The organism is Caulobacter sp. S45 (genome assembly GCF_009765965.1).
Taxonomy (GTDB): Bacteria; Pseudomonadota; Alphaproteobacteria; order Caulobacterales; family Caulobacteraceae; genus CAHJWH01.
In genome coordinates, this window is the sequence record NZ_LMUL01000014.1 from 368,022 (window position 1) to 380,293 (window position 12,272).

Here is a 12,272-nt window from a genome sequence, read left to right on the forward strand (position 1 = left end):
AGCATCTATATACGGATGCTTCAAATGGCGCCCCGCAATTCTTCCAGCACCAACGCCCCATAAGAAGCATTCGCATGTGCGCCATCCCGATCATAATCAGGATGGAGAAAACCTTCCTCGTCCTTAGATCGCTCAGGCGCAGGCACATATTGTATGTCGAGGCGGGTGCAGATTGCCGCGATAACCTCGCAATGCACGCGCCAGAGTTTGTAGCGTACCCACTTGGGGGCAATAGCATGGGGTTGTCCAGGAAACAGTATCCAAGGCACGTGAGGCGCTATGCGATCCTCGGCCGCTACAGGCGGCGGGGGCCCGATGTGAACCAATGGCGTCGCGCAAAGCCGCGCGACAGCCGGAAGCATGGCAAGATACGGCTCAGACATCTCACTCAACTTCGCCCGCACGGCATCGGCGGGAATTAGCTCTCTTGTTTCATCAAGTGGCAGATCCTGTGCAGATGGCACGATTAGATCGAATGGCCGGGGATGCTCCACCATGCCAAGTACCGTATGGGCCGACCCGCCAATCAGGGAAAGCACGCGGCGGCCCCTCAGAACGCGCTCAGCCAAGTCGTGACGGAGGTGAGTCGCTCCTCCGTCGTACCGCCACGGATCACCCGTGTCCCAAAAGTTGATGCTATCGAGCTCGGGATCACCCGACCGCGCGAGAGCCGCGACATGACTGTGCCCGATGCATACCCAACGGTCGCCCATAACGTACCCGCTCACTCGGCGATGCTATCCTAAGGCGAAGATACGTGCCACCCTCGGCCTTCATCAATCAATCAGGTTGCCCCCCTTCTATGGCCGCCTCTTCGGCGTGGCCGTCACTTCGGCGAGGAAAGCACCGACAGCGGAATCCCAGACCGAGGCGTCCTCTTGAGCGAAAGTCTTGTGACCGTCATCGCCGAAGGGCGGCAGGTCGACAAACTTGATCGTGGGCGCCGACCCCGCCTGATAGGCATGCGCCAAGGCGGCGGAAAGAAGTGATCGTTTGCCGCGACGAGCCACAACTGCGGAACGCGATTGGCTCTTCCAAGCGTCGCGGTCGCCTCGATCAACCGAGCGGCCCCGCCGCAGATATTTTCGTGATCATCACCGCTCCGGCCGCCGGTAAAACTGATAACCCCCAACACACCTGGAGGGGGCGCGTCGGCCAGAGCGATCGCGCCGAAACCGCCGGCCGACTGACCGACAACGACGATACGTCGAGGATCGATATCTGGCAGCGTGGCTGCGCTTTCCACAATCGCGAGGGCATAGTCCAAGCCGTCGGCGACCGACTCACCTCGATTGCTCACGCTGTACAGCAGGGTGGAATCGGCTGTGGGGTGGACTGGGCGCAGCACCGTGAAATCGGTAGAGAACACCGCCCGTCCACGGTTGTCGCGAGGGGCTTTGTTCAGATCGATAATGCGTGCATTGGCCGGTGCCTATGGGTCGAGCGCGAAGATGGCTCGCCCATGCAGGGTCTCGTGGGCCGCCCCGGGTGCAGTGTTGCACTTCACGCAGGTCGGCAGGAGATGATTTCGACCCGTTCCACCTCCGCGTGGGCCGGGGGCCTCCCGTTTCGTAGGCGATCTCAAGAACGTTGGTTTGGACGACAGACATAATGCGATCTCTCGTCCTTAAATTCCTGTCCGAGCAACGAGATGCGACACGATGCGAGCCGCGGTTCGCTGCAGGCGCCGTCCGCGTCTGACGGGTTTTCCATCTTGATATGACGTGGACGGAAACGTCTACCTAAGTCGGCCGCACCCGCAGCTCAGCATCCGCCATGGCCGCCTTCTGCCCGTGCGCCAAAATCCGAAAATGGGCGAGATGCTTCCCTCAGCCCGTAGAGACGATTACAGACTCCAGGTCGATCATGAATGTGGATGGCGCGCTCAGCGTCGCGATGTTTCCGTCTCCGCGCGGAACCACTCGCCGATGAGTAGGGAAGATGAACCCGTCGAAGGTCGCGTGATCGAACACGTAGTGGGCGGCGCTTCCACGTCCGACGTCGGTGAAATAGTCATGCCGCTGTAGAAGACCCTTGTCGTTAAAGTAGAAGTTTTGGATTGCGCAATGCGTGTCCAAGTCCTCTGGAAAATTCGCCTGCAGCACCCGCCACGTCTCGCCGTTCTCCTCCCATGGTTCAATTTCAACGACCGAGACACCATTAACGGCTAGCAGAAAAGGCGTGGTGAAGTAATTCCAGAAAGCATAGCCAATGAAGTAGAGGAGCTGGAGCTGCGTCCAGGGGGTCGTTCGCTCGTGCCCGGCGAATGTCTCCCGTGGCCGATCTAGAGCGGCGATCGACTGGCCGGAACTCGTTTGGATCGCCACAGCGCGGTTCTCGAACAGACCGCGTGCGCCCGGATGGGGGAACGGCGAGATCAGCGTCCGGGGCCGCTGGGTAGCGATCTTCACCAAAGCCCCCTGCAAACCCTGCGGTTGCTGCTTCACCTGGAGAAGCCGCCCCCTCAACGTCAACCTAAGGTCGATCGTCGTCACCTCACGCCAATTGACGAGTCCACCGTGGGCGTCGAGCACAAGCTCAAGTAGGTCGGACATCTAACCCTACTCGGTAACGTGAAGGCGCGTGGGATCGGCGCCATGGACTTCATATGCCCGCAGCTTGTAGCTGCGGATCGCACCGGCGCGGATATAGGGGTCCTCATCCACGAGACGTTGGGCGTCTTCCAGGGTGGCGGCGTCGTAGAGGAACAGGCCTCCATCGTCCTCAGGGACGAAGGAGCCCGCGCAGATCACCCGCCCCTCCCCGATGAGTTGGTGCATGTAGGCGCGATGCTCAGGCCGGACCCGCGCTATGGCGGCCAGATCGCCATAGTCCATGACGCACATGTAGATCATTGCAAACGCTCCCTTGTTTGCTTGGGACTAAATCAGGCGGCCCGCTCTCGGTCGACGTTCACCACGACCTTGCCGACGGGGCCGTGTCCGGCCGCCATCGCCGCGAGTTCCGCATTGATCTCGGCCGGGCCGCTATCGATCCGCTTGCCTATGTGCGGCGTCACACGGCCATCGAGCGCCCAGGCCATGGCCGCCTGCATCGCTTGGCCGAAGAAGGCCTGGGCGGCGGCGTCCATCAGCTCCGGCTGGGAGAAGTAGCGCAGCATGTTGGCGTTCACCTGCCGCGCGCCGCGTTCGGCCAGGATGGCGTCGACGGGGCTTTCGGTCTCGCCGGTCCGCGTGGTCTTGCCGGGTCCGACGCCGAGCACCACCCAGGTCCCGCCCTCGCGCACCATGGCCGCCGTTTCTACAAAGCCCTTCTCGCTGTAGGTCGCGTCAAACACCAGGTCGACGCCGCGGCCATCTGTCAACCGATCGATCTCGGCGGCGACATCCTCCTGCTTGTAATCGAACACCTGGTGCGCACCGGAGGCCCGCGCCAACGCCAGCGATTGCGGGCCGCCCGCGCTGCTGACGACTAGACCGGCCCCGAGCGTACGGGCCGCCATCTGCACTGCAAGGTGTCCCACGCCCCCGCCGCCGCCGGGAATGTAGACCGTGTCGCCCTTGGAGATGTTGGGTTGCAGCCCGAGATAGGCGGCGATGAAGCACAAGGGCAGCGCGGCGGCGTCGCTGAAGCTCAGCGAGCCGGGCTTGGAGGCGGTGAAGCATTCCCGCGCCAAGGCGTAGCCGCCCTGCCCGCCCGTGGCCCAGCCGCCATCCCCGTTCGAATCCGCCATGGCGGCGACCGCATCGCCGACAGAGAAGCGGGTCACGCCCTCACCGACCGCGACCACCACGCCAGCCATATCGAACCCCAGGACGACCGGAGGAGACCGGCCGAAGAAGTTCAACTGGGCGAGCTTGTATTCCAGCGGGTTGAGGGAGGAGCAGACGACGTGGATCAGAACCTGATCCGGGCCGGGCTTGGGAACCGGAACCTTCACCGCTTCGAGAGGGAAGCCGTCGCGGCTCTTGGTGTAGCCGACGCCTTCGAAGTCCGCCGGCACGGCGGGCGCGTGCAATTGGGTCATAGCCTTCTCAGCCTTTCGATCGCTTGGGGCGATCCCATCGGCGCGGGCGCGTCAGCGGGACTTGGATAGGTGACTTTGGATTCAGGCGGGCGCACCGGCCATGTCGGTGAAGAAAGCCACCACCTTCTCGTCGATGGGACGGGCGGCTGCATCGACGGCGTCGTTGTGCAGATGGCTCATCAAGGTCGACGGCAAGTCGTAGGCGATGCGCGCCTCGCCCTCGGGCGTTTCATAGATCATGACGCGGAAGGGGACCTGGAAGCACGCGCCGATGTCGTGCTTGACCATGCTGTAGGCCAGGATCGGGTTGCCGTAGGTGTACTGCTTCGCCTTGGCCTGGATGCCGTAGAGCCTTTGCCATCGACCGTGGTCGAAGCTGAGCACATGGACAAATCCGCTCGGGCCGAAATGCATCTTGCAAAGCGCCTCCCACTCCGCAGCCGTGGAAAGCGCCTGCATCTCGTTCAGGAACCGGCCATCGTCACCGTCGCCGACCGCCTGCTCGAAGGCCGTCACTAGGTCCTCGAACGACTTGGGGCTCACGTGCTCGTAGTGCTTCACGACGTATTCGCTGATCATCGCATCCTCCTCGGGTCGGCGCGCGCGATACGCATTTTGATGGCGATCGTCATCGTTGCATAGGTGACGATCGCCATTATATTTGTCAAGGCGACAGCGAACACAGTGAGGTCAGAGTGCGGGTTTCCAAGGAGAAGGCGGCCGACAACCGCAGGCGGATCGTCGAGAGCGCAGCGCGCCTTTTCCGTGAGCGGGGCCTGGCCAGCGTGGGGGTGGACGAGTTGGCCGCCGCCGCGGGCCTCAGTTACGGTGGCCTCTACAGCCAGTTCAGATCCAAGGACGGCTTGGCCGCCGAGGCCGTGGATCAGGCGTTTACAGCCTTTGCCGACAGGATGGCGGACAACGTCCGTCTGGCGGACTACGTGGCGGAATACCTCTCGCCGGACCACCGCGACCATCGCGGCGATGGCTGTGCACTCTCCGCGCTGGGCAGCGAAATCCCCCGCCAGAGCCCGTCCGTTCGCGCCCGCTTCACCGCCGGGATCAGACGGACCCACGCCAGGATACGAGGCCTGCTGACGAACACCCCCGCGACACCCGCCGCCGATGACGAGGCCTGGGCCACCATGGCGACGATGCTAGGCTCGCTGATCTTGGCGCGGGCGATGGACGAACCGGAATTGGCGGATCGCATCTTGCGTATCGGCCGGGAAACGCTCGCGAACAGGCAAACCTTCACCGATCTGTCGCCACCCTCCGCCGATCCAGCGCCATTTGCGCAGGATCCGTCCAAATGCAGCGCCACACTGCTCCGCAAGGCCTCGCGACGCCTATCTTCCCTTTATGATTCCGCCTTGGCGGGAACCGGCTTGACCATCACCCAGTACGCCCTGCTCGTGGAGATCGACCGCCCACGCGAGACGGCCCCGACCCTGACCGAACTCGCGGAGGCGATGGTCATGGACCGGTCCGGCCTTGGCCACGGGCTACGCCCCCTACAGCGGGACGGCCTGATCGAACTCGTGCAAGGCGATCGGGACCATCGCAGCCGCCATATCGTGCTGACGGCCAAGGGGCGCGCGCTCCAGAAGGCGGCCGCACCCTATTGGCGGAAGGCGCAGGCGCATTTCGCCGCCACCGTGCCCCAGGCGGAGGCCGCCGACCTGCGCGGTCGCCTGATCTCCATTGCGCGCAACCCCGCCCTCTTCAGCCTTCCGGCCAACACGTCGCCGGAAGCGCGATAGGCCCACCTCCAAATCGTACGCCCGGAAGGAACCAACCCCTTTCATATGCATATACCCCTATATCGGGGCAGCAAGATGGAGACATGACCATGGACGTTTACGCAGTTCAGCACATCGAGCACCGCAGCAACCGATCCTTCGAGGACGTGGTCGCAGCCTTCGAAGCCGCCACCGGCGAAATCGAAGACGGTGCGTTCGCGGAGGAACTCGCCGCATCGACGGACCTGCAGGACTTTGAGCGCCGGATCCGCGGCCATGAAGGCGACAGCGGATTCATGCGCTTCCTCATGCTCGATCACGGCGCCTGGCTAGCGCTCTACGGCGAGCGGGCCAAATGCCGGCTCTACACGCTCGGCAATCCCCTGATCGCACGCACCATGCTGAAGCACGATCTGCGCGTCGGCCTGAACGTACCGGTGCGGCTGATGATCTATGAGACGGCGGACGGCGAGACGCGGATCGCCTACGATCAGCCCTCAAGTCTGATGAGCCGCTTGAACAATCCCGAAGCGGCTGCGGCGGCGGCGAAACTCGACGCCAAGCTGGCGGCGCTGGCCGAACAGGCTGTGGGGCGCGAGCCGATTGCAGGAACTGTCGCATGATCCGGCAGGCCTCCGGGATGGCGGGCGCGCTTGCGGCGGTCGCGACCGTGGCGGCGGTCTCGAGCCCCGCCCAGGCGCAAAACGCCGGCCCCTGGGGGCAAGGCGACAACCCCGCCGCCCCGCAGGCCGACGCCTGGTACGACAACTACCGTTTCCGCGATGGCGAGACCCTAGCCAAGGTGCGCATACACTACGCCACGCTCGGCACGCCCCACCGGGGCCAGGACGGCGGTGTCGACAACGCGGTCTTGGTGCTGCACTGGACCGGGTCCGACAGCCGCGCGCTGCTGACCCCCACCTATATGAAGGCCCTATTCGAGCCGGGCCGCCCTCTCGATGCGCGCCGCTACTACCTGATCTTCGCCGACAGCATCGGCCATGGCCGCTCCTCGCGGCCCAGCGAGGGCCTGAGGGCGCGGTTTCCGCACTACACCTATGGCGACATGGTCGACCTGCAACACAGGTTGGTGACTGAGACCCTAGGGATCAAACGCCTTCACGCCATCCTCGGCATGTCGATGGGCGGGATGAACGCCTGGCAGTGGGCCGAGACCTATCCAGAGGCGATGGACGGGGTGATGCCAGTGGTGTCGCTCCCCATCAAGGTCTCGGGGCGCAACCTGATCTGGCGCCGGCTGGCCATCAGCTACATCGAGACCGATCCGGACTGGCAGGGCGGCGATTATACCAAGCCTTTCAAGGGCTGGACCCAATCCTATCAGCTCCTGCGGATGATGATCGACGGCGTGCCCCACATGCAGGCCATCGCCCCGGACACCACCTCAGCCGACACGTTCCTGGCCGACGCCGCCGCCCAATCCGCCGGAGCCGATCCGAGCGACGTGATCTATTCCCTGAAGTCGTCGGCCGACTACGATCCCGAGCCCGGCCTCGGAAGCATCCGCACCAAGCTCTACGCGCTTAATTTCGGTGACGACGAGTTCAACCCCGACGTCCTGCAAGTCCTCGAGACCGACATCAAGCGGGTGCCGAACGGCCGCGCCGTGGTGCAACCCGGAACGCCAAGCTCGTTCGGCCACCTGACCATGGCCCATCCGGAACTCTGGGCCGACCAGGTGGCCAAATTCATGCATTGGCTCGGCGATGGGACATGAGCGGCGCGATGATCGCCGTGCATCGCCGCGCCTTTGTCGGCTCCCTCGCCGGCGTCGCCCTGACGGGTCCGGCCGTGGCTGAGGACGCGTCTTTCACGGTTCGCCGGGTCGCCACCCCGCGGCACACGACCGCCTACCTCGACACAGGGCCGGCCGACGGACCACCGATGATCTTCGTCCACGGCTGGCCGGAGCTCAGCCTGGTCTGGCGCGCCCAGATGGAGCATTTCGCGGTCGCCGGCTGGCGCTGCATCGCGCCGGACATGCGCGGCTACGGCGGCTCTTCCACGCCGAAAGCCACGAGCGCCTATGCGATACGGGAGCTGGTCGCCGACATAATCGAACTGCACGACGCCCTCGGCGGCGCGCCCGCTGTCTGGGTGGGCCACGACTGGGGGAGCCCGGTCGTCAGCGCCCTCGCCGCTCGTCATCCCGAGCGGTGCCGCGGCGCGGTCCTGATCTCTCTGCCCTATTTCCCGCGAGGCTTCGCCCTGGCGAACCTCACCCCCCTGGTCGACCGCAGCCTCTATCCGGTTGATCAATACCCCGACGGCCAATGGGACTATTTCCGCTTCTATCAAACTCATTTCGACCAGGCGGCGCGCGACTATGAAGCGGATATTCCCGCCACCCTGGCTTCGATCTTGAAGCCCGGCTCGCCAGCAGACGTCGGCAAGCCCTCGCCCACGGCCAGGGTGACGGCCAACGGCGGTCGCTACGGCGCTGCACACCGGGCGCCGCCGACGCTACCGGGCGCCTCGATGATCCCGCAGGCGGACTTCGACACCTGGACAGCGGCGTTCCGCAAGACCGGGTTTGGTCCCGCAGACGCCTGGTATCTGAACGATGCGGCCAACATCGCTTATGCCGAGGGCGCACCTGATAGAGGCAGGCTTCACCAACCCATCCTGTTCCTAAACGGCGCGTGGGACGGGATCTGCGACATCACCCGAAGCCGGCTCGGCGAGCCGATGCACCAAGCCTGCGCCGATCTGACCGTGGTCGACCTTCCGGGCGGCCATTGGCTACCGCTGGAGCGCCAGGCCGAGGTCAATGCGGCGATCGACCGGTGGCGATCGGCGAAACTGGGAATGTGAGCGAGTCCATGATCCTTCCTCCCGCGACCGACGCGCTGACACCCTTCCGCATCGCGGTTCCGCAGGCGCGACTCGACGACCTGAACCGGCGCCTGGCCGACGTGCGTTGGCCCGACGCCGGCCCCGCGGAGGACTGGAGCCAGGGCGTGCCGCTCGCCGTCGCACGGGCTCTCATCGCCCATTGGCGCGACCACTATGATTGGCGGCGGTTCGAGGCGCAGGCCAATGTCTATCCACAAGTGCGCACCCGGATCGACGGCCTCGGTTTTCACCTCTTCCACGTACGCTCGCCCCACGTTGGGGCCCTGCCGATCGTATTGACCCATGGCTGGCCCGGCTCGTTCGTCGAGTTCCTGGCCGTCATCGATCCACTGGTGGACCCCACCCGTCACGGCGGGCGGGCGCAGGACGCCTTTCACGTGGTTATCCCATCGCTCCCCGGATTCGGCTTCTCCGACAAACCTTCGGAGCGAGGTTGGGACGCGGGCCGTACGGCGCGTGCGTGGGCCGTTCTGATGCAGAGGCTCGGCTACGACCGGTGGGTGGCGCAGGGCGGGGACTGGGGCTCGCGCGTGGTGCACGCCCTGGCCCAGATGCGGCCCCCGGGGTTAGTCGCGGCGCATACCAACTGGCCCTATGTATTTCCCGCGGAAAAGCCGGCGCATCCCGCGCCCGCCGAGATAGCCGCCTACGCCGACCTGCAACGCTTCTTGGATTATGGGACCGGCTACGCCAAGGCGCAGCAGACCCGCCCCCAAACCCTGGGTTACGCTCTGGCCGATTCTCCTGTCGGCCAGGCCATGTGGATCTACGAGAAGTTCCACGCTTGGACCGACAATCATGGCCGACCCGAGGACGCTCTCTCGACCGACGCCATGCTAGACGACATCACCCTCTATTGGCTGACCGACAGCGCCGCTTCATCGGCCCGTTTCTATCTCGAGAATACCAAGCCGGGTCCGCCATCCTATTCGGCCGGGCGGATCGATCTGCCAATCGCGGCCTCGATTTTCCCAAAGGAAATCTATCGCCCTCCACGCGCATGGGCCGAGGCGCTTTGGCCCAATCTCATCCACTGGAACGAGCTCGACCGCGGCGGTCACTTCGCCGCTTTCGAACAGCCAGAAATTTTCGTCGATGAATTACGCAGGGCGTTCCACACCGTTAGAAACTCGGCGCCATAGCTTCCGTCTGCACAGCGCCCTAAGCCGCCACCGGCGGCTCGGAAGAGAGGGCGCCGAGTTCCGACGTATTGTCCGAAGCTGGAGGTCTAGCGGACTCACCGCCACGGCCACATAGCAGACATAGCCAAAAGGCGAGTTTCGGGAACTGAGCCGATGCGTGCTGGCGTTCCTTTCCGGACATCGGTCTGGCTCCAGAACCCGACTTCCGCGGACTGCTTGTGGCATCACCGACGCCAGAGTTCGCCGGCAGCTGACCGACGGCTTGCGGCACCACGGATGCACTAGAGGTCATCCTTTTGCGGCTGCCGCGCTCATGGCAAGATACGTTTCAGCTGATAGAGCCGCGTGGCGAAGACCGAGATCGCCAGCACCAGCGTCGCAGATAAAAGGCCCCAATCGAAGCCGCCTCGCTCCCAAGCCAGGCCCCAGGGTGCGCGCCGGTTGAGTTTCAGGCGGCGACAGGCATTGGACAATTCAAGGCGCCAAACCCTGAATGCAAGGCAGGGTTGACGTCGTCACGCCCCTCGGCTTCAATGAGGCTGGGGGCTCTCGTTCATGTTTAAATGGCTGCTGGCCGGCTTGGCCGTGCTTTGGTTTGGCTTGAGTCCCGCATGGGCTACGCCACCACTCACTGTTTATGGGAAGCTCCCAGCCACGGAAGACTTGGTGCTGTCGCCAGATGGCAAAGCCCTCGCCTATGTCTCCGTAGAGTCTGACAAGCGTCGCCTTATTGTACAAACCGTCGATGGCGCACCTTTACAGACCCTATCTCTTGGTCAGATGAAATCCCGTTATCTGAGATGGGCAGGGAATGACCATCTGCTCGTTTTCGTCAGTACGACACTGCATCATCGATCTGTTGACGCCTACGAATACGAAATGATGAGCACTGTCAGCCTAAACGTAAAAACTGGCAAGTCGCTCGAATTGTTGACAAAACGAACTTCCGCGATTGGCAACATATTGGGTTATTATGGAACTGCGGAGTTAAATGGTCACCGCTTCGGCTATTTTCGCAGCCAGTTGCTTGGTCGAGGCAGCAGCACCGACTTATTTAGAGTCGACCTCGAAGACGGAACGGCGACCACCGTCAATAACAGCAATGCGCCTGGGCATGAATGGGTACTCGACGAGCAAGGGCGTATCGCCGCCCGCTCGGCCTTCAATCCCGTTACGAACATGTGGTCACTCTATGCGGGCGCGACTGGCGACCATGTGGTGTTCAGCAGGACCTCGAAGGTGTCCGATCTGGCGCTGATCGGACTGGGCCGCACCGCCGATACCGTTTTGGTCGAAGATCAGAGTGGAGACGAAGATTCCGTCGTTGAGGTTCCGCTACAAGGAACAGGTAAACCCCAGGAGCTTTTCCAGGACCTAAAGGATGGGAAAGTGTATTTCTCGGCCGACCATAACACCCTTCTCGGCGCGATGGATCTGCACCGTGGCGACGCTGACTTCTTCGATCCACTGCTGAAAAAACGTTTCAAAGCGGCTCGAAAGCCGTTTGCCAAGTACCATGTAAGCCTGATCTCCTATGATGCAGCCTTCGACCGGCTAATTTTGCTTACCGAAGGCGCCGACGATGCTGGGACCTACTGGTTCGTCGATCTGACAAGCGGGAAGGCGAGTGCGCTCGCTCAGGCCTATCCCGACATCCAGCCAGCGGACGTGGGCCCGGCGAGCCTCGTCCGATACAAAGCCGGAGATGGGCTCGAAATCGAAGCCATTCTGACCTTGCCGCCGGGACGCAAGCCCGAACGCCTCCCACTCGTTATGCTGCCGCACGGCGGGCCGATCGGGATCACCGATCGGGTGCGGTTCGACTGGTGGGCGCAGGCGTTCGCCTCGCGGGGATACGCTGTCCTGCAGCCGAACTATCGCGGCTCCGGCGGCTATGGCAGCGCCTTTCGTCGGGCGGGCTATGGGGAATGGGGACGCAAGATGCAGAGCGATCTGTCCGACGGAATCGCCTTCCTCGCATCCCAGGGAACAATCGACCCGAAACGCGTGTGCATTGTGGGCGGCAGCTACGGCGGCTATGCCGCGCTGGCCGGAGTGACGCTGCAACAAGGCGTATATCGATGCGCCGTATCGTATGGGGGCGTCAGCGATCTCGGAACCATGATGGCGCGTGCTGGCCACAACGGACGTAACAATCTCGCTGCACGATGGGAAGAGCGAGCCATGGGCGCCACGTGGTCGGGGGAAGATAGCCTGCGGGCGCGCTCCCCGCTCCATCAGGCCTCCAAGGCGGACGCCCCCATCCTTTTAATACACGGGAAGGACGACACGGTAGTGCCTCCTGCGGAGAGCGACACCATGGATAACGCGCTCCAGAAAGCAGGCAAACCTCACCAGCTGCTGAAGCTGGATGGCGAGGATCACTGGCTTTCCAGCCCGGCCACCCGCACCCAGATGCTGCAGGCGTCCGTCAACTTCGTTCTGGAACACAATCCGCCAGGCTAGGGCCTTGCTAAGGGCAAGGGAGGACAAGGCGTCCGGCTATCACGTCCTGCCGGCGCG

General features: G+C 63.6%; 12 protein-coding genes. 6 read left to right on the forward strand and 6 right to left on the reverse strand.

Features of this window, described 5'->3' with window-relative positions; all coding sequences use genetic code 11:
* Positions 1 to 20 precede the first annotated feature (20 nt).
* From GSQ87_RS08925 to GSQ87_RS08950, 6 genes are all read right to left on the reverse strand, one after another.
* Positions 21 to 539 carry a hypothetical protein gene (locus GSQ87_RS08925; protein WP_158915129.1) on the reverse strand — a complete coding sequence of 173 codons (519 nt, stop codon included), beginning with the start codon at positions 537 to 539 and terminating at the stop codon, positions 21 to 23.
* Between the two features lie 287 nt (positions 540 to 826).
* Positions 827 to 1,369 carry an alpha/beta fold hydrolase gene (locus tag GSQ87_RS08930; protein ID WP_158915130.1) on the reverse strand — a complete coding sequence of 181 codons (543 nt, stop codon included), beginning with the start codon at positions 1,367 to 1,369 and terminating at the stop codon, positions 827 to 829.
* 460 nt (positions 1,370 to 1,829) lie between these two features.
* Positions 1,830 to 2,555, reverse strand: coding sequence for a hypothetical protein (locus GSQ87_RS08935; protein ID WP_158915131.1), 726 nt, complete (start codon positions 2,553 to 2,555; stop codon positions 1,830 to 1,832).
* 6 nt (positions 2,556 to 2,561) lie between these two features.
* A complete protein-coding gene (locus GSQ87_RS08940; RefSeq protein WP_158915132.1) occupies positions 2,562 to 2,855 on the reverse strand; it encodes a YciI family protein in 294 nt (97 codons plus the stop codon).
* Positions 2,856 to 2,887: 32 nt separating this feature from the next.
* Positions 2,888 to 3,988, reverse strand: a complete 1,101-nt coding sequence (locus GSQ87_RS08945; protein WP_158915133.1) for a zinc-binding dehydrogenase — start codon at positions 3,986 to 3,988, stop codon at positions 2,888 to 2,890.
* 81 nt (positions 3,989 to 4,069) lie between these two features.
* Positions 4,070 to 4,567 (reverse strand): DUF302 domain-containing protein, encoded by a 498-nt coding sequence (locus GSQ87_RS08950; RefSeq protein WP_158915134.1) that lies wholly within the window; start codon positions 4,565 to 4,567, stop codon positions 4,070 to 4,072.
* A 116-nt stretch (positions 4,568 to 4,683) separates the two neighbouring features.
* On the opposite strand from GSQ87_RS08950, the gene GSQ87_RS22455 reads away from it, so the two are divergent.
* The 6 genes from GSQ87_RS22455 to GSQ87_RS08980 all read left to right on the forward strand — a co-directional run bounded on the left by GSQ87_RS22455 (position 4,684) and on the right by GSQ87_RS08980 (position 12,215).
* Positions 4,684 to 5,751 carry a TetR family transcriptional regulator gene (locus GSQ87_RS22455; RefSeq protein ID WP_216839155.1) on the forward strand — a complete coding sequence of 356 codons (1,068 nt, stop codon included), beginning with the start codon at positions 4,684 to 4,686 and terminating at the stop codon, positions 5,749 to 5,751.
* Between the two features lie 89 nt (positions 5,752 to 5,840).
* Entirely contained in the window at positions 5,841 to 6,353 is a 513-nt protein-coding gene (locus tag GSQ87_RS08960; RefSeq protein ID WP_158915135.1) for a DUF302 domain-containing protein, read from the forward strand.
* Positions 6,350 to 7,468, forward strand: a complete 1,119-nt coding sequence (locus tag GSQ87_RS08965; protein WP_216839157.1) for an alpha/beta fold hydrolase — start codon at positions 6,350 to 6,352, stop codon at positions 7,466 to 7,468. Before GSQ87_RS08960 ends, GSQ87_RS08965 begins: the two co-directional genes overlap by 4 nt.
* The gene (locus GSQ87_RS08970) at positions 7,465 to 8,565 is read left to right on the forward strand and encodes an alpha/beta fold hydrolase (RefSeq protein ID WP_216839160.1); all 1,101 of its coding nucleotides are present in this window, start codon (positions 7,465 to 7,467) and stop codon (positions 8,563 to 8,565) included. Before GSQ87_RS08965 ends, GSQ87_RS08970 begins: the two co-directional genes overlap by 4 nt.
* Positions 8,566 to 8,573: 8 nt before the next feature.
* Positions 8,574 to 9,749: an epoxide hydrolase family protein gene (locus GSQ87_RS08975; RefSeq protein WP_158915136.1), complete on the forward strand. Its 1,176-nt coding sequence runs from the start codon at positions 8,574 to 8,576 to the stop codon at positions 9,747 to 9,749.
* 555 nt (positions 9,750 to 10,304) lie between these two features.
* Complete coding sequence (locus GSQ87_RS08980) at positions 10,305 to 12,215, forward strand: S9 family peptidase (protein WP_158915137.1); 1,911 nt, start codon at positions 10,305 to 10,307, stop codon at positions 12,213 to 12,215.
* The last annotated feature ends 57 nt before the right edge of the window (positions 12,216 to 12,272 follow it).

What these genes read in the sequence shown, in the direction of transcription:
- GSQ87_RS08940 (WP_158915132.1), bottom strand. Translation starts at nt 2,855, where the DNA reads ATGATCTACATGTGCGTCATGGACTATGGCGATCTGGCCGCCATAGCG.
- GSQ87_RS08965 (WP_216839157.1), top strand. Translation starts at nt 6,350, where the DNA reads ATGATCCGGCAGGCCTCCGGGATGGCGGGCGCGCTTGCGGCGGTCGCG.
- GSQ87_RS08960 (WP_158915135.1), top strand. Translation starts at nt 5,841, where the DNA reads ATGGACGTTTACGCAGTTCAGCACATCGAGCACCGCAGCAACCGATCC.
- GSQ87_RS08980 (WP_158915137.1), top strand. Translation starts at nt 10,305, where the DNA reads ATGTTTAAATGGCTGCTGGCCGGCTTGGCCGTGCTTTGGTTTGGCTTG.
- GSQ87_RS08975 (WP_158915136.1), top strand. Translation starts at nt 8,574, where the DNA reads ATGATCCTTCCTCCCGCGACCGACGCGCTGACACCCTTCCGCATCGCG.
- GSQ87_RS08935 (WP_158915131.1), bottom strand. Translation starts at nt 2,555, where the DNA reads ATGTCCGACCTACTTGAGCTTGTGCTCGACGCCCACGGTGGACTCGTC.
- GSQ87_RS08970 (WP_216839160.1), top strand. Translation starts at nt 7,465, where the DNA reads ATGAGCGGCGCGATGATCGCCGTGCATCGCCGCGCCTTTGTCGGCTCC.
- GSQ87_RS08950 (WP_158915134.1), bottom strand. Translation starts at nt 4,567, where the DNA reads ATGATCAGCGAATACGTCGTGAAGCACTACGAGCACGTGAGCCCCAAG.
- GSQ87_RS08945 (WP_158915133.1), bottom strand. Translation starts at nt 3,988, where the DNA reads ATGACCCAATTGCACGCGCCCGCCGTGCCGGCGGACTTCGAAGGCGTC.